At 52.9% G+C, this 16,842-nt stretch carries 12 protein-coding genes; 7 read left to right on the top strand and 5 right to left on the bottom strand.

Going from position 1 to position 16,842, the window contains the following annotated elements; translation table 11 throughout:
- The first annotated feature begins 52 nt into the window (after positions 1-52).
- Positions 53-889: a hypothetical protein gene (locus tag SH248x_RS02925; protein ID WP_459557025.1), complete on the top strand. Its 837-nt coding sequence runs from the start codon at positions 53-55 to the stop codon at positions 887-889.
- A 263-nt stretch (positions 890-1,152) separates the two neighbouring features.
- On the opposite strand, the gene SH248x_RS02920 is transcribed toward SH248x_RS02925, so the two are convergent.
- The gene (locus SH248x_RS02920; RefSeq protein ID WP_459557024.1) at positions 1,153-2,493 is read right to left on the bottom strand and encodes a Gfo/Idh/MocA family protein; all 1,341 of its coding nucleotides are present in this window, start codon (positions 2,491-2,493) and stop codon (positions 1,153-1,155) included.
- Positions 2,494-2,727: 234 nt separating this feature from the next.
- On the opposite strand from SH248x_RS02920, the gene SH248x_RS02915 reads away from it, so the two are divergent.
- Positions 2,728-4,059: a leucine-rich repeat domain-containing protein gene (locus tag SH248x_RS02915; RefSeq protein ID WP_459557023.1), complete on the top strand. Its 1,332-nt coding sequence runs from the start codon at positions 2,728-2,730 to the stop codon at positions 4,057-4,059.
- Positions 4,060-4,134: 75 nt separating this feature from the next.
- On the opposite strand, the gene holA is transcribed toward SH248x_RS02915, so the two are convergent.
- Positions 4,135-5,148, bottom strand: coding sequence for a DNA polymerase III subunit delta (holA, locus tag SH248x_RS02910; protein ID WP_459557022.1), 1,014 nt, complete (start codon positions 5,146-5,148; stop codon positions 4,135-4,137).
- A gap of 131 nt (positions 5,149-5,279) precedes the next feature.
- On the opposite strand from holA, the gene SH248x_RS02905 reads away from it, so the two are divergent.
- Positions 5,280-6,506 carry a phosphohexomutase domain-containing protein gene (locus SH248x_RS02905; protein ID WP_459557021.1) on the top strand — a complete coding sequence of 409 codons (1,227 nt, stop codon included), beginning with the start codon at positions 5,280-5,282 and terminating at the stop codon, positions 6,504-6,506.
- 203 nt (positions 6,507-6,709) lie between these two features.
- Here the strand turns inward: SH248x_RS02905 and SH248x_RS02900 are convergent, their stop codons facing one another.
- Positions 6,710-7,744 (bottom strand): hypothetical protein, encoded by a 1,035-nt coding sequence (locus SH248x_RS02900; RefSeq protein WP_459557020.1) that lies wholly within the window; start codon positions 7,742-7,744, stop codon positions 6,710-6,712.
- A 491-nt stretch (positions 7,745-8,235) separates the two neighbouring features.
- Between SH248x_RS02900 and SH248x_RS02895 the strand changes: the two genes are divergently transcribed.
- Both SH248x_RS02895 and SH248x_RS02890 read left to right on the top strand, forming a co-directional pair.
- Positions 8,236-9,879 carry a HEAT repeat domain-containing protein gene (locus SH248x_RS02895; RefSeq protein WP_459557019.1) on the top strand — a complete coding sequence of 548 codons (1,644 nt, stop codon included), beginning with the start codon at positions 8,236-8,238 and terminating at the stop codon, positions 9,877-9,879.
- 263 nt (positions 9,880-10,142) lie between these two features.
- The gene (locus SH248x_RS02890; RefSeq protein WP_459557018.1) at positions 10,143-11,288 is read left to right on the top strand and encodes an aldo/keto reductase; all 1,146 of its coding nucleotides are present in this window, start codon (positions 10,143-10,145) and stop codon (positions 11,286-11,288) included.
- Positions 11,289-11,429: 141 nt separating this feature from the next.
- Here the strand turns inward: SH248x_RS02890 and SH248x_RS02885 are convergent, their stop codons facing one another.
- Positions 11,430-12,257, bottom strand: coding sequence for a 3-keto-disaccharide hydrolase (locus tag SH248x_RS02885; protein WP_459557017.1), 828 nt, complete (start codon positions 12,255-12,257; stop codon positions 11,430-11,432).
- A 306-nt stretch (positions 12,258-12,563) separates the two neighbouring features.
- Positions 12,564-12,842, bottom strand: coding sequence for a GlsB/YeaQ/YmgE family stress response membrane protein (locus SH248x_RS02880; RefSeq protein WP_459557016.1), 279 nt, complete (start codon positions 12,840-12,842; stop codon positions 12,564-12,566).
- A gap of 442 nt (positions 12,843-13,284) precedes the next feature.
- Between SH248x_RS02880 and SH248x_RS02875 the strand changes: the two genes are divergently transcribed.
- Entirely contained in the window at positions 13,285-14,700 is a 1,416-nt protein-coding gene (locus SH248x_RS02875; RefSeq protein ID WP_459557015.1) for an alginate export family protein, read from the top strand.
- Positions 14,701-15,078: 378 nt separating this feature from the next.
- Positions 15,079-16,407 (top strand): CmpA/NrtA family ABC transporter substrate-binding protein, encoded by a 1,329-nt coding sequence (locus SH248x_RS02870; RefSeq protein WP_459558571.1) that lies wholly within the window; start codon positions 15,079-15,081, stop codon positions 16,405-16,407.
- Positions 16,408-16,842 lie beyond the last annotated feature (435 nt).

The raw sequence follows: 16,842 nt of genomic DNA, 5'->3' as shown, positions 1-16,842 counted from the left end.
AGAGCAACTTGCTTCTGGGTGTTTTTCTGCGCCGGCAGGTCGAGCGTCTCCATTGCCAATCTGGTTGAGAGTCCTTGAAGCAACGATCGGGAGTCTCAATCTTCTAGGACTGGATGCTGTGCTCGTCGGACTCTGCTGGCAGGACGCAGCGGCTCGGCAATGGGACGTGCCTCTGCTTTTTTATCAGCGTTTTCTACTGGTCGCTGCGATCTGGCTGTCTTATATCGCGGATCGCGCCTGGGATGTGCGGCGATATCGGAAAATACGCCCCGAGGAACTTCCCGAGCGTCATGCTTTTCTTTGGCGTTATCGAAATGCCTTCTGCGTTTTCTTTCTTGTAATGGCAGTGACTGCGGTCTGCATTGCGATCGTCTCATGTGGTTATGACGAATGGCGGAATGGGCTCAGCCTGGCTGGTGTGGCGATCGGCTATATGGCCTTTGCTCAGTGTTTTCCTCGGATCGGGAGGCGTGTTTTGCCTCGTGAGATCACGGTGGCTGTTTTGTTTCTAGCGGGTTCCGTGCTGTTTCCATTCACTGCGAAACAGACGCCGTTTCAATCGAATGACATCACATGGCTGATCTGGGGAAGTGTGCTCCTCTGGGCCAATGCGTACGGCATCTCGGTGTGGGAGCAAAAGATGGATGAGCAACTTGACGAGCCGACGGCGATTTCTCAGACGCGATACGCCGAGTCACGCTACCGCTGGTTTTTGCGAGTGATCATCTTCATCGCGCTCTTACGTTGTTACTTAAATCCATCGTTGTCTTCGATCACGCTCGCAGTTGCCCTCGGTGCGATGCTCCTGTCGATCGTTGATCGACTTCGCAAGACGTGGATCAAGCCGGCGCTGGCTGATCTATCGGTCCTGACCCCCTGGTTATTCTGACGGAGCATACCAATCACCACTTGATTCAGCGCGTCTTCTCAACGTGCCATGCTTGCGGCTTTGAGCAAGCATGTTCTGAACGCTCCAACGTCCAAACGAAGCAGCTTGCTCACCCAAAGCTGTGAGCATGGCACGACTTTTGTAATCGAGCTGGCTTAAATTGCGATTCGTATAAGAGACTCTTTCATAAGTCCGCTCTTCAAAAGTGCATAAAAAAAGCCGCGGAGAATGAACTCCGCGGCTTCGTTCAATGGCAACTTACGTTAGCCGAGAGTCCAACCTGAGCGGTATTCGCGACCCAGGAATTTGTTGATTTCTGGCAGGTTGGTGACCTTGCCAGCGGCTGGATCGAAGTCGAGCTTGACCCCTGAACCGGCACGGATCGCCAGGTTACCCTGGAGAATGGTTTCGGTCAGGTAAGTTGAGTAGTCAACGAAGTCAGACATCGCACGAGGACCGCCAGCACAAGCCTGGGTGAATTCCTCGAAGTGGTTGCGGGTACGTGGCAGAGTCTGTTCTGGCTTCTTGGCATCTTTGAACTTCTGGAGTGGCAGGATCTTGGTCTGGCCATGGTAATCGCCAGGACCAAAGACGCTACCTTCTGTACCGACAACCAGAGAACCCGAAGCAGTCATCTCTTCGCCGAGCAGCAGAGATGGATCTGGTTTACGACCGCCGTCGTACCAGGTCATCTTCAGAGCAGGGTGCTTGTCAGTCTTCGCGTATTCGAAGATGATTTGAGAAGACATTGGGTAAGACTCGTTTTCGACGATCCCCGTGTGATCAGCAGTCAAGGCGATTGGGTCAAACAGACCCAGAGCCATGACGGCCATGTTGGCGGTGTGGCAGGCCATATCGCCGAGTGCACCGGTTCCGAAGTCCAGCCATCCACGCCATTTGAACGGGGTGTAAGCCGAGTTGTAGGGACGCTCTGGAGCTGGGCCGAGGAACAGATCCCAGTGAAGCCCCTTTGGAATATCCATCGTCTCTTTCGGACGACCAGTTCCTTGTGGCCAAACAGGGCGGTTCGTCCAGATGTGAACTTCTTTGATCTCGCCGAGGATACCGCTGCGAACGACTTCGACAGCTTCACGCAGTGAGTTTTCAGCAGTTCCCTGGTTACCCATTTGTGTTGCGACGCCAGTTTCTTTGGCAACTTCGCGAATACGACGGGCTTCCTGAATCGACCAGGTCAGTGGCTTCTGGCAGAAGACGTGCTTTTTGAGTTTCATGGCGGCGATGGCTGCCATGGCGTGAGTGTGGTCTGGCGTACTGACAGTGACGGCGTCGATCTTATCGCCCATTTGATCGAGCATTTCGCGGAAGTCGACGAAGGTCTTCGCTTTGGGAATGCGTTTTGACTTCTTCGCCAGACCATCTTCATCGATATCGCAGAGAGCGACGACAGTACCGTACTTGTCGGCGTCGTCGGTATCACTGGAGCCCTTCCCACCGACACCAATACAGGCGAAGTTAAGTTTCTCGCTTTGGAACAGGGTTTTTCCATAAGCTTGCTTCGTCCCGGGAACAAACAGCGCAGAACCCAATCCAGCAGCAGCTGCAGTTTTGAGGGCGTCGCGGCGCGAAGGCAGGGAGTAGAACATGGCAGGTCCTTTTTCGGGATGGTTCGAGAATCGAGGGAAGACCAATCAAAGCAGATATATGTATTTTGTTTGATCAGTTTCCTGATTACAAGTAGAGCAGAACTTGATGATCTATTTTTCCTCCATAATAATGAGTTTTGCCACCCTCTGGCGGAGAGGATTTTGATTTTTTGTCAAAACTCCTGACGCCACGACACAATTGCCCTCTTCTAGTACACTGCAAAGACTCTTTCTATGACGATTAAACAAGCTTGTGCACCTGTTCTCCTCGCTGGTTTTGTCCTGCTCACCAGTGGATGTCCAACGACGTCCGCTCCGACCAAGACAGAAACATCCGAAGCGAAAAATGACACAGTCAAAACCGCTGATATCACTCCCGATGATCCGCAAAGTCTCGCCAGATTGACCGAAGCAACGGCTGCTGTCGTCAAAGACAAACATGGTCGTTATACGACGGTTGATCTCACCAAGGGAATCTGTAGCGACGAAGTCCTGACAGCCCTGAAAGGCCTGCCCGCGCTGAACAGTGTCTACCTCATCGGCCCGGACATTACCGATGCAGGGATGGCGACGCTCAAGGAACTCAAAGGCCTTAAGACCCTGAATCTTTTCAAGACAGGGATCACGGATGCTGGATTGAAAGATGTCGGCGAGATCAAGTCGCTAGAAACCCTTAGCCTCAAGCAGACCAGCATCTCGAATGATGGCCTGAAGTCGCTGTCTGGTCTTGAGAATCTGAAGTCGCTGGACCTGACTTTCACCAACATCAGCGACGACGGGATTGCCAACCTCAAAGTCCTCCCTAATCTGCTCACCCTGCTCATTGAACGTGCCCGTGTCACCGATGGCGCTTTCGAGCATTTCGCGGCGATGCCGAAACTCAATTACCTGAACGTCACTCTGAATGACGTTTCTGACGAAGGGATCGCCAAGCTCAAAGGGAAGTCATTCGTCGGCTTAGAGCTGAGTGATACCAAGATCACCAACGCCTCGATGAAACTCATCGGCGAAATGAAAGACATGATGTATCTAACCGTTCGTCGTACGAGCGTTGGTTATGGTGCAGATGAAAACGACAACGGCTATAAAGACATTGCTGGCCTGACCAAGCTGAAGCGTCTGCAGGTTCGCGATACGTTGATCGATGTCGACACGATGAAATACTTCAGCGGTTTGACCAATCTGGAGGTTTTTGAGCTGAGCGAAAACCGTATCGATGATGATGGCATTGTCGCGGTCGAGCCTCTCACGAAGTTGACCAGTCTGCAGTTATTCAGCAACCGACTGACTGACAAAGGCCTGACCTCGATCGCGAAGCTGACCAATCTGACCGATCTCAACTTTGACGAAAACATCGACATCTCGGACGCTGGTATCGAATCTCTGCTGCCTCTGGAGAAACTGGTCCGCCTCAACCTGCGTCAGACCAACATCACCGATGCTTCTCTAAAGCACATTGCGAAGTTCAAGAACCTCAAGGTTTTGAATTTGCAGAACTGTCAGGTCACTGATGCTGCTGTCGATGAACTGAAAGCAGTGAATAAGAGTCTGTCTATCTCTCGATAACAAGAGATCGATGATTGGAAGAAATAGAAACAGCCACGGTTCAAACCCGTGGCTGTTTTCATTTGGAGACCGCTTTTAGATCACACCGCTGAGTTCGAGGATGAGTTGCTCGAAGACGACGCGATCTGGTAACTGGGAGCCCCCTTTGAGATTCGCGTCTGCCTTGGCCACTTTTGTCAGCAGCATCTGGGCTTTGTCTCGTTTGATCCGCTTCAAATAGTCTTCCACCGGCTTCTGGTCCCGAGGAAAAATCCCGGCAGTCTTGATCGCAGCGGGTAGCGGCATGTTTCCATGAATCGCCAGGCTCGCTGCCGTTGCATACTTGCGAAAGACAAATACCAGCCCGCCGAGCAACTTTTGTGATGCCTCTCCCGAAGTCACCAGCTGGTCAAAACACGAGAGCGCCTTGCCAACATTCCCATCGCGTGTGGCATCGAGCATTGCCCAGGTCGTCTCGGTTTTCCAACCGCCGACCATTTTCTGGACATCGTCGGTCGAGATCTCTTTGACGTCTCCAACATAGCTGGCCAGTTTCGCCAGTTCGCTTTCCAGCATTCCGAGATCGTTTCCGAGCAGTTGCTCGAGCAGTTCGCAGACTTGACGAGAAATCCGCTTCCCATATTGATCCATCGCCAGTTTGGTCAGGTATTGCGTGAGTGCAGATCCTGTCAGTTCACTGCATTCCAGGAACAAGCCTTTGTCTTTGACCAGTTTGGCGAGCTTCGTATTTGAAGGCATTGTCGAGACATCGAGGACCAGCATCGATTTTTTCGCTGGCTTATCGACGTAGGCTTCCAGCTGAGGACGATATGTCGAGACAAATGCATCCGCGTCTTCCAGAATGATCATCCGCGTTGGCGACCACATGGAAATGGTTTTCAGCTCGTCATGAATGCTCTTCCATTCCGTCGACGCAGCCGACAGCTGGGTGAGCATATCCTCAGTCACATCCAACCCGAGCAGATCGAGTTTCAGCCGTGCATAGATCCGCAGCTTGAGCGCACGCTGTTTCCCGACACACGCGACGACCCCTGGCAGATCACCGAGTTCTGCGTTCGCAGCTTTAAACAGAAATTCCGTGGCGTGCATGAGATCTTGACCCTGTCGTTCGGCTTGGCATACAGTTCCCCTCGGACTCAGCTTTCCGAACTGGGAACGCGACGATTTCAGTATAGTCCTCCCGTCACGAATTATCGATCCTGTCACGCTAAAGCCGGGCCATGCTTCTTCTTGATACTGAGCTGAGTTTCCAATGTCCTGGCGAAACCGGCGCCATCTCAGCCTCCGTGCATCGGGCCCGCTTAGCTTCCGGCTACCACAAATGCCAGACCTGTTCGCATAACAACACGAAGAACGCCGGCAAAGTCACCTCCTTCGATGACCCCACCAAATTGATCCACGAGGGGCACCGACTACGAGCTGTCTACCTCCGCCCACTGACTCCCAAGACCGTCCTGTCTGCGCTGGCCGAGCCTCTCAACTCACTCTGGCATCAAACTGTCCGCACGGTTTCGACTGATGCTCGTTCTCCTCGACAAAGCCTGTACCGGCCCAGCATTGCCGTCAGCTGCGATCTGCGACACCCTTCGCTGGAAATCTATCGCCAGCTTCTGTCGGGGCTCGAACTCACCGGGTGTCACATCGTTGAATTGGGCCCGCTCCCCGAGGCTCAGTTCTGCTTCGGCATTCAACACTATAACGTGACTGCGGGCATTTACATTACCGGTAATGATCATGGCCCTGCCAACTCCGGTTTCAATCTTTACAGCGAGCACGGGCTCCCCTGGACTTTGCCAGCCTTTGACAGCCAGTCAACGCGTACACGCCTGACTCGGACAGCAGCCACCTTGCGTCAGGAACGGATTACGCTGGCTTACGAAACTCACATTCGCAAGTTCTTCCACGGCCTGCGTCCTTTGCGCGTCTTCGTTGGTGTCACTGATGAGATTGTGAAGGGGACCGTCGATCGTCTGTTTGAAAAACTCCCGTGTGTGATGCTCAGTCAGGTCATTCCCCCGCAGGCGCATGACTCCTGGCCAGCGCTGACCTCCCTCGTCCCAGAACATCATTGCGATGTTGGACTGCTGATTGATGAAGATGCTGGTCGCGTTCAACTCATTGACGAACTCGGACACCCTGCTTCCAGCCCCTCTCTACTTCAACTCGCATCTCGTGCTCTCCGGCAGGAACAGCCCGCTAGTCTGCTCAGTGTTGCAGAATCTTTTGCGACTCCGACACTGCTCGAGCAAGGCGTCACGCTTGCAAAGCCAACCCTTTCTGCAGCCACCCGCGACATGTACGAGCAGCGATCTGGTCTGGCCCTTCTCGAAGAAGGCCGCCTATGGCATTTCGATCAACACCCTCGCTGTGACGCCCTGGTTACCCTCGCCTGGGTCTTGAAATCCCTGAGCCTCGCGGATACCCCGCTGAGCGAGTTGGTTTCGTAGGGTCCGCTGTGCGGACCGTAAATCGACGTCCATTGCGAATGAGAGCAGCGGTATCTACGCTAAGCAGTTATTCAAAGCGATCATTGCTATTATTGCGAATTAACGGTCCGCACAGCGGACCCTACGGGGAAACACACAGCGCGTAAAAAAAGCCTCCGTGCGGGAACGGAGGCTTTCTCATTTTCAGATCAACGCGTGACAGCTTAGCGACGGATGGCGCTTGAGCCGTAAGCCATGCCGCCGTTGCCGACGTAGTAGATGGCAGGATCATCAATAATCCAGCGTGTTGACATCGTTCGTCCGTCGTCCATATTGCAGACGTTGAAGAACATCGTGGTGAAACTTTCACAGCGATAGCCATATGGAGTCTGCGATGTGATCAGGTCAGCAGCGGTCAGGTTGTCGACACCTTCGCTGGCATAGAAGTGGACCCGTCCGTCAGCAGTGAACGACATGCCGAACGTCCACCAGCCTGGATTCTTGATGACTGGACCAGCGACTTCGTGTCCCAGAGAATCACCTCGGATGATGATCTGAGCACGGTCCGCTGGGTTCTTGGCATCTTTTTTGGCCAACGCAATGAAGAAGCCAGGCCAGTAGGCTTCTTGCTTCGTGGAAGATCCAAAGCCTTTAATTCTTCCGAACAGACCACGTCCACCTTTGGTTTCATGATCAACGATCGTCGTGTGACAGTCAGCGCGGATTCCGAAGCTTGATCCGTTGCGTTGCTCCCACTCCTGGAATGGCGGCACATAAACACGAACGACGCAGCTTGGCTGCCAGGAAACTGGCATCGTACGACCGTTCATAATCAGGTCGTCCTGCATCATCTCATGGCTGAGACGACCGGGAATCCCCGATTGCTTCGTGCGCAGTGACAGAGCCCATTCGCTGCCTTCGAGTCCGCCCGCTGGAGCTGGAACTCGGAGGATTTCATCGGGCTGACCACGCTTGGGGCTTTCGAACCAGCGTTGGTTCTTCGAGTAGCCGCGTGGATAACGCAGCGTCTCGTCTTGTTCTTTACTGCTCTTGGGGAAGTTGTGAACGAACTCCCATTTCTCTTCTTCAAAGTTGTCACCGGAGGTATCAACCTTGGTGCCCGTGCCGGGAACAATCTGAGCCGAAACAGGCGCATTGCCCATCACGAACAGCAGGATTGTCAGCGTCAGGACAGCCAGCCAGTGAATGTCGAGAGATGATTGTTCTAAAACACCGATTCGAGTTCGAAGGTCCGTCATCGCGACTGCTGATCCTCACTGATCTAAAGACACGGATTCGGCGCAGGAAAAGGCTGCCCGAAGTAGCATGATTTGAAGTATCGGCTTCCTTCAACGGGCAGATGATCACTCAAGGACAACTAAGGTGACGCGTGCACGGTTTTGTAAGCAAGCCCTTCCATGTCTGCGCAGACATCCCGTTCTTCCCTCCCGCCCTATTCACCTCTTTCATTCTATTCGCTGTTATTTTCACATCGACTGGTGACTGAATGTTAAACCTTGATGGTTATAAGCTTGGTAATCCCGGAAAGACGGCATGGACTGCGTAAACGAATAATGAACGACTCCGCAGCCTTCCGATACGAATGATGACCAGACTGGTACATTCAGTCTTGAATCAAAATTAGGAATTTTGAGCAGTCTGGGAAGATTAAACCAAACCGAACGTCTGCGGAGTCTGAAAGACTTCTGAGACGCGCGTTGCAACGGATGGCAATTGAGGGGTTTGACTCATGTTGATCAGGAAGATCTTTTTTCCCGTTCTGACCGCAGCGGTGCTCGCCGGTTGCCAGACTCCGTCGCTGTTCTCATCGAAGACAGAGGCCGAAAAAAACGGCACTCAGCGGATGATGTCCCTGGCTCAAAAGCTTGAGTCACAGGGCCAGGATCAAGTCGCGATGCGACTCTACCAGGAGATCCTCGCCAAGCAGCCTTCTCATAAGCCTGCGATGCAAAACTACGTTCGGTTGAAAGACCGTCTTAGCACTCCAGCCAGCGGTGCGCCACAAACGATGCTTGCTCAGCAGCCGAAGAGTGCTGAGGCGATTGAACAACTCGTCGCTGCGGAAGTCGCCAAGCAAATGGCGAAGAAGAATGGCGATACTAACAACGCATTTGGGCAAACGCCTTCAAATGCCATGCTGACATCAAAAGACAAGGTCATCGAGGTCACACCAGCCTCGGTGTCGAATGTTGATCCAGTCGCCCTCCAGATGATGGGACTTTCAACAGAAGCTGTCCAACAGCGGGTTGAAGACAAACCGGTTGCAGTTGCCGAGACTGATGTAGTTCCCTTCGGCAGTGATCCAGCCTTCTGCTCGGACGACAACTGTCAAACTGCTCCAGCGATTGCGAGTGGTCCGGTTGTCGATCCGTTCATGAACGAGGCTGCTCCAACGGTTTCACAACCTGCTCCAGCCAATGCTGCCTTGAATGCTTTTGCAGAGCAGTCTGTTGCCGAACAGGCACCACAAGTCGCAGCGACACCGACTGACGCATCGAACATGGACGCGGCGTTTGCCAATGCTGTCCCAGAAACAACTTCATCATTCGCAGCGACACCTGCAGCAGATGACGCATTCAGTCAACCATCTGCGATGGAACTGGCACAAGCCGCCGCTGCAATTCCAACAACGATCGCCGAACCAGCTGCTGAGCCAATCGCTGAGCCAGCCTCTGAAGAAACATTGCTTGAGCAGCTCAAAGAATCTGACGAGTCACGTCAGGTCGATGCACTGATCAAGCTTGCCGACGTCGGAAGCAATACGGACGCGACACTCGAGAAGATTGGCGATGCTGCTTTCGATGGCAGCGATGTCGTCCAGGTTCACGCCGCCTGGGCGTTGGGTAAAATCACGAATCAACCAGTCATCTCGGCTGAAGATATCTCGGATTTCCTGACGTCAGAGCAACTTCCTGCTGTCCAGTCTGCAGCGTATCTGCTGGGGCTGCTGGAAGATCATGCTCAACCTTATCTCAAGGATCTCGAAGGACAACTCAATCACAGTGATGAGTTGACTCGACTCCACGTCGCTGAAGCCCTCGTCAAACTGAGCCCAGATCATCCACAAGGTGTTGCAACGATCCTGGACTTAGCATCATCGGATGATAACTCGATCCGCTGTCTGGCGACTCACGTAATCTCAGAACTTGATCCAGAGAAACATCCACAGACTCTGACTTCGCTGTCAATGAAGCTCAACGATAACGATCCAACGATCCGAACCGCAGCTGCCCTGGCTCTGGGTGGATTCGGGATCAAAGCTGAACCCGTCATTCCTGCTCTGCTCGTCTCGACAAGCGATCAGGACAACGATGTCCGACTGGCTGCCAACACGGCTCTCAGCTGCATCATGGACGAAGTGGCTCGCGACTAATCAACACTGTCTGACAAACACTTTTGTCTGACAATTCTAATCAAAGATCCCCGATCGGCTTCTCGCTGATCGGGGATCTTCTTTTTTGGCAACGCTCAAGCTGCGAATTGCTGCAGCCAAAAAACCGCGAGTCGTAGTCGTCTTTTTATGTGCTTGCACTGGCCTATGGTTTAGTGTGAGCGCAATACTCGGTATGTGGACTTTTTCATGCTGTGCAACTCACGACGAGATGTTCATCGCCCGTATCCCTCCAGGAGATCGACATGCTCACCCGACGTGAATTCCTCCCGCTCGCTGCTGGTTCCACTCTGCTGACAGCTTCGACACTGCTCGCTGCTGATGCTGGCCCTGGCTCCGTCATGCCGACAATCGGCAAGGTGACTGATACCCCACTTCCGACCAATGGCGTGGTCACAAGCGGTCACTATGTTCCACCTTACCGCTTTGGACTTGGTGGAGTCGCGGCAGGAAACGGGTTTGCAGCCATGTCCGACGAGGCCGCAGAGGCGCTAATGGAAGCCTCCTGGGCAGTCGGTGTCCGTTACTTCGATACGTCTCCCTGGTACGGCCTGGGGCTGAGCGAGCGACGTTTTGGGCGTTTCCTGCATAACCACAAGCCAGAAGACTATATCATCTCCACCAAAGTCGGCCGCATTCTGAAGGCGACCAAGACTCCTCCGAAAGCCCTCTGGCAGGAGCCGTCACCCTTTTCCTACACCTATGACTACACTGCAGAAGGAACGCGTCGTTCGATTGAAGACAGTCTGCAGCGTCTTGGTGTCTCGCAGATCGACATCGTCTTTATTCACGATCTCTCGCCTGACAATGGCGACATGAAAGAACGCTGGACCGAATATTTCGACATCGCTCAGAAAGGCGCGATGCCCGAACTGACCCGCATGCGAGAAGAAGGGATCATCAAAGCCTGGGGGTTCGGAGTGAACCGTCCAGAACCTGCGCTGCGCGCCGTCGAGGTGGCTGATCCCGATCTCTTCCTGCTGGCTTGTCAGTATTCGCTGATCGATCACGAGCAGGCTGTTGAGAAAACATTCCCGGTTCTCGAGAAGAAGGGGGTCTCCGTGGTCGTGGGCGCCCCTCTCGTCGCTGGTTATCTGGCAGGGCGTGATCGCTATTTATATAGCGGAACGATTCCTGATGGTGCAGTACAAAAGCGCGAAAAACTGACCAAAGTCGCGACTGATTTCGGCATCGATTTGCGAACAGCGTCTCTTCAATTCGCAGCCGCATCCAAGATCGTCTCCGCCATCATTCCCGGTGCCCGCACTGCAGAGCAGGTCAAAGCCAATGCCGATTCGATGAAGGTCATGATTCCGACAGGATTCTGGGATGAACTCCGCAAACAGGGCCTGATTTCGAAGTCCGCGACAACCCCCGATGCCACGAGCTGAACGGCCCTAATTCCGTTTTCCAGAACAAGAGGCTCTCACCAGAATGTGATGAGCCAGTGCTGCGGAATGCTCCCTGTTCCCACGAACCGCGCGACATGATGAACGCTCGCGCGGTTGGCGTGAAAACAGTTTTGACAAGTCTTACTTCTTGTTTGGTGTCATTGGCTTTTCTGGCTCGTACTTGATCCGTTTGTCGCCAAACATAAAGTGCGGCTCATCGACTCTTTTGCCTTTGGGAGGCTCAAGTTCACGCACCCAAATGTTGCGAAAGCGAACGGGGTCGCTGTGATACTGGAGGACGAGCGGCAGCTTGTCAGGATGAGCGACGTAGTGCGGAACAGCATCCGCATACACGGTCTTCCCTTTCAGGGCATACTGAGCGATGACACAAACGCCGTTGATGATGACGGTCACGTACGCAGGCTTCTTCAATTCGCCTTGCATGTCAAACTCAGGTGCATTGAAGATGACATCGTATTCATTCCATTCCCCTGGCTTGCGCATCGGGTCAGCCATGGGGGGAATTTGTTTGTAGACAGAGCCTGCTTGCCCGTTCGGGTAGGTTTCGTTTTCAAACATATCGAGTACCTGAATCTCATAGCGACCGTCCATCAGGTAGATTCCGCTATTCCCTTTGCCCTGGCCTTTGTCATTGTCTTCCGGGGGAGCGGAGTATTCAATGTGAAGCTGAATCGAACCAAACGCCTGCTTGGTTTTAACATCGTGCTTGGCGGCGACAACATAACCGTCTTTGAGGGTCCAGTCCTGCCCACCTTCGAAGGCATCCATGTTCTTGCCATCGAAGAGCACGATGGCATCAGACGGAGCCGTTGAATTCGTAGTGCCCGGGACAACCTTGGGGGGAACTTCCCATTCAATGCCATCCTGATAGACGGCCATTTGTGCCTGAATCGAGCCATTCAGCACAACAAGAACGACAGCCACGGCCAACGTGCGGAAGAGAATCATTTTGAAACCTTGACCTCAATTCGAGGAAACGGAAGACGCTGGGCAAGGCAACGACCCTGCCACAACCATCGATTAGAACTTATGCAACCTATCGTTGCGAATGCTGGCTCACAGAGCAAGTGTCAGTCCATGGTTGTTGCAGTCGATGCCAGTAAGCAGGGCTCAATTCGTGGCATTATGAACGCAAATTAACGAATGCTTGAGGCGTTGAAAGCCACTTCAAATCAGGTTGTCTGGTCGCTTTAACCTCGAACTGAGCGTCCGCAGCGCACGAATCGAATTCAATGTGACCTGTCTGCAATCTATTTATTTGACACCACTCCGCTGATTCATTGCTGTAACGACCCACACAACGATGAGAGCACCGAGGATCGACAAGATCCATCCGGACCCCTCCAGCAATGGACGATTCGGTGCACCCGAGACTGCCCAGCTGATCGCCCCTCCAACCAGCGACCCTGCAATTCCCAGTGCAATCGTGCTCCCAAACCCCATCGGTTGGCGACCGGGGTAGACAGCGCGGGCAATCGCTCCAACGATCAGCCCAAACAGAATCCAGACGAAAATGGCGACGATCGTGTCCATGGCATACTTTCTACGTGGTATGTGAAGTGTGGACTGTGAAGTGTTTCAAAGACAGTAGCAGTCGCAAATGCCGCACCGGATTCTGACTGGGGCACACGAGAATCTTTCTCGAGTGATGTCTGATGCGAATTTATCGCCACATAGTTCCTGGAATTACCTCCGCTTCAAGAAGCAAGCCGCCCCAACGGTATTCCACACATCAACTTTATCGCCTGGGTAAATTTTGTCGTTCGATTTGAACGCGCGGCCTTTATGGAATGCCTAGTTTTGTGCTTTTAACGAATGACGTCGATCTCGCGACCGAAAGTCATGATATCAGCGAATTTCAGTCGTTTTGAAATTCGGACTTCGGCACGGAAGGGATTCCGCGATGTTGGCTCGTTTTGCAGTTTGTATAGTCGTTCTGTGTCTTCCTGCCGTGGAAATGCCAGCGCAGGAGTTGATGAAAGTGAGCTGCGCGGATGAAGGTTGTACGCCATCGTCGTTTGGTGAGCCTTGTGAAATCGATGACTGTGAGACCGGCTTGGATTGGTTCAACGCGATCTCCTCTGATGAGCCATTTTTGTCGTGCTTGAAAGACATGCAGATCGGCGAGACGGGATTGACGGCATCTGCTGGCGGAGCCTACCGGTTTCGTTACCTCGACGAAGACAATCGTCTGCGTCCCGGCGGACCTGGGCGAAGCAGCTACACCCAGCATCGATTCACACCGTATCTGGATCTTGCTTACGAGGATCTGGTCAAAGGTCACCTCGAGATCATTGATGCCAGTACATTTCACAATGACCTGCCGGAACTTCCGATCGACACCAATCGCTGGGATATTCTGCAGGCTTATATCGACGTCAAGATTTTTCAGAACGATTCTGGGACACTGCGCGGTCGCTATGGTCGCCAGACACTGCTTTATGGCGATCAACACATCATCTCGCCACTTGGATGGGCCAATACGTATCGAAACTTTGAAGGCGGCAAACTCTACTGGTCGGGCGAGAACTGGGATATTGATGGCTTTGTCGTTCGTCCTGTAAATGGGGCGGCGAGAAATGTCGTGTATCGACCCGAATCTTTCGATTCGCCCGATCAAAGCCATCTTTTTAGCGGTATTTACGCGACCTATAAAAGCCTTGGACTCAGCAAGATGGACTTGTTCTTTCTGATTGACAATGAGCAGGAAGATCAGGCGAACAGACCGGATGGAGAGCTCTACACACTGGGAACACGTATTTATGGCAAGCGTGCAATCAAAGACGGAGGCGAGGCTCCGGTTCGAACGTGGGCATGGGATACGTTTGCTGCTTACCAATGTGGGAGCAGTGACTTTCTGACAGGGCTCGATCAGAATGTGGGAGCGCTCGGCCTGAATCTCATGGTTTCACATACCTGGAATCAGGCGACCTGGAGTCCGACGGTGGGCGGGTTGATCTGGTATGGTTCGGGAGATCCAGATCCCAACGACGGGCAGATCAATACGTACAATACCCTCTACCCGCTTGGTCACGCGTATTGGGGGATCCTGGACAACTTCAATGGTTCGAACCTGGTTGACTTTGCGTTCATTTCGAAAGTCAGTCCATCAAAAAAGCTGGATCTGAATGCGGTCTTCCATTACTTCCGAAAAGCACATTCGGAAGATTACATCTACAATATCGGAGGCGCACCGTTTGGCGCTGCGGGAACGCCTTACGATCACATCGGCAACGAGCTCGATCTGATTGCCACTTACAAACTCAATGCGAACTGGACGGCTGAGTTTGGATATTCATGGTTCTGGTACGGCGATGCCGTCCAGAAACAGCCTGCGATCAATCGCAGTGATGCCAGTCAGCTGTATTTTCTTACGGAAGTGAAATTCTAAACTCCGCTACGATGATCGGCATCGAGTTCCCTGTCGTGCAATGAATGCCCAAGATGGTTTTGGCATCTGACATGCCATTGAAATCATCAATCCTGCTTAGAATCTTTTCATATCGCTGATCTGTTATCTGAGAGCAATCGATCCGACTTTTGCGGTCGACCCCGCCACATCGTGGAAACTACGGTTTCGTGGACTGCCGAAACCGTGGAAAACCGATGTCTCTCAATGAAATTTCATGCGTCTGAGTGATTGAGGCGCATCGGTTGCCTCTGTTCTTCCCTGTCGATCGATGACGGTCGTTGTACGTTACAGTCCTGGCAGGGAATCACCTTCATGAACGCTGGACGCATTCCGGGAATGATCTGTCTGCTTGTCCTGATGACGAGCACGATGATCGCGTCTGGACAAGACGTGATCGACTTTCTGGATATCGAGAAGGACAAACTCAAGCTTGGGTTTATCAAACTGACAGATTGTGCGCCGGTTGTGATCGCGAAGGAGAAAGGATTCTTCGCGGACGAGGGATTGCAGGTCGAGGTCGTTGCACAGCCGAACTGGAAGACGCTGCTGGACAACGTCATCAGCGGAAATCTTGATGGCGCGCATATGCTGTCGGGACAGCCGATCGCTGCGACGATTGGATATGGCACGAAGGCACACATCGTCACTGCTTACACGATGGACGTGAATGGAAATGGGATCACGGTTTCGAATTCTGTGTGGCGGGAAATGCAGAAGTCGTCCCCGGAGTTGAATTCTCCGAAACCGGTGCATCCGATTTCTGCGACGACTTTGCAAACAGTCGTCGACGAAAAACTGGCCTTCGGTGAAAAGCTGCAAATGGCGATGGTTTTTCCGACCTCGACACACAATTACCAGCTGCGTTACTGGCTGGCGGCCGGCGGAATTCATCCGGGGATGTACACGGAAGCTGACCCGGCTGGTGGGCGCGTCGATGCGATGGTGGAGCTTTCAGTGACTCCGCCGCCGATGATGCCTGCGACTTTAGAAGCAGGAAATATTCAAGGGTATTGCGTCGGCGAACCCTGGAATCAGCAAGCCGTTGCCAAGGGGATCGGAGTGCCGGTCGCGACCAATTATGATGTCTGGAAAAACTGTCCCGAGAAAGTTTTTGGGGTCTCGAAGGCGTGGGCAGATAAGAATCCCCATACGCATATTGCTGTCATCAAAGCCTTGATCCGCGCGGGACGATGGCTGGATGAGACGGACTCGAAAGGGAATCTCATCAATCGACAGGAAGCCGCGAGAATTCTGTCCCGCTCGAATTATGTCGGCGCTGACTATGACGTGATCCGAAATTCGATGACCGGCTACTTCTACTTCCAGCGGACCGACAAGCGAGAGATGCCGGATTTCAATGTCTTTTACAAGTATCACTCGAGCTATCCGTGGTACAGCGATGGCATCTGGTTTCTGACTCAGATGCGACGATGGGGGCAGATCTCCAAGCCCATGCCAGCCAAATGGTATGACGACACGGTGCGCGAGATCTACAAGCCAGATGTTTATCTGACCGCAGCCAAGATGCTGCTCGATGAAGGCAAGATTGAAAAGGATGAAATTCCCTGGACGTCCGATGGCTATAAGCCTGTGACGACTGATTTTATTGACGGGATTTCTTACGACGCACGCGATCCGATCGGCTATCTGAATTCTCACATCATCGGCAATAAAGATCCGCAGTAGTCGCGATCGCGACCTCTCGAAATTCATTCGACTCCCATGAGGGTTCCCGTGAAATACAGCTTACTCAAGATCATCCATGTGACAGGACTGACGTTCCTGGAGCCGATTGTCCGACTCTGCTATGGCGAAGAGCCTGCGCTGCAGTTGAAGAAGATCGGGCGATTCATCGTCGTGCCGGTTGTTGCAGTTCTGGTGTTTGTCGGGATCTGGAACTGGGCTGGTCCGCAGTTGAAGACTAAGTCGGGTGAAGTTCCTACTCCGGGGGTTGTCGCGGAGGCGTTTCGTGGCGTTTTCCAGTTCTTTGTTCGCGAGAACACCAAAGAGGACGACTACATCCTCACTGGAGAAACCCGACAGGCAGAACTTGCTCGTGTTGAACAACGTCTGAGTGATCTGGCCGCGTTAAAGCAATCAGCAGACGCGCGTGTTGCAGAA

It is taken from the genome of Lacunimicrobium album, assembly GCF_052161635.1.
Lineage (GTDB): Bacteria > Planctomycetota > Planctomycetia > Planctomycetales > Planctomycetaceae > SXPC01.
The sequence above is the reverse complement of the archived record's forward strand: the minus strand, read 5'-3'. Positions and strand labels throughout refer to the sequence as shown.

Coding starts and splice junctions, on each gene's coding strand:
- SH248x_RS02920 (WP_459557024.1), bottom strand. CDS start 2,493: ATGTTCTACTCCCTGCCTTCGCGCCGCGACGCCCTCAAAACTGCAGCT.
- SH248x_RS02915 (WP_459557023.1), top strand. CDS start 2,728: ATGACGATTAAACAAGCTTGTGCACCTGTTCTCCTCGCTGGTTTTGTC.
- holA (WP_459557022.1), bottom strand. CDS start 5,148: ATGCACGCCACGGAATTTCTGTTTAAAGCTGCGAACGCAGAACTCGGT.
- SH248x_RS02890 (WP_459557018.1), top strand. CDS start 10,143: ATGCTCACCCGACGTGAATTCCTCCCGCTCGCTGCTGGTTCCACTCTG.
- SH248x_RS02880 (WP_459557016.1), bottom strand. CDS start 12,842: ATGGACACGATCGTCGCCATTTTCGTCTGGATTCTGTTTGGGCTGATC.
- SH248x_RS02895 (WP_459557019.1), top strand. CDS start 8,236: ATGTTGATCAGGAAGATCTTTTTTCCCGTTCTGACCGCAGCGGTGCTC.
- SH248x_RS02905 (WP_459557021.1), top strand. CDS start 5,280: ATGCTTCTTCTTGATACTGAGCTGAGTTTCCAATGTCCTGGCGAAACC.
- SH248x_RS02885 (WP_459557017.1), bottom strand. CDS start 12,257: ATGATTCTCTTCCGCACGTTGGCCGTGGCTGTCGTTCTTGTTGTGCTG.
- SH248x_RS02900 (WP_459557020.1), bottom strand. CDS start 7,744: ATGACGGACCTTCGAACTCGAATCGGTGTTTTAGAACAATCATCTCTC.
- SH248x_RS02870 (WP_459558571.1), top strand. CDS start 15,079: ATGACGAGCACGATGATCGCGTCTGGACAAGACGTGATCGACTTTCTG.
- SH248x_RS02875 (WP_459557015.1), top strand. CDS start 13,285: ATGAAAGTGAGCTGCGCGGATGAAGGTTGTACGCCATCGTCGTTTGGT.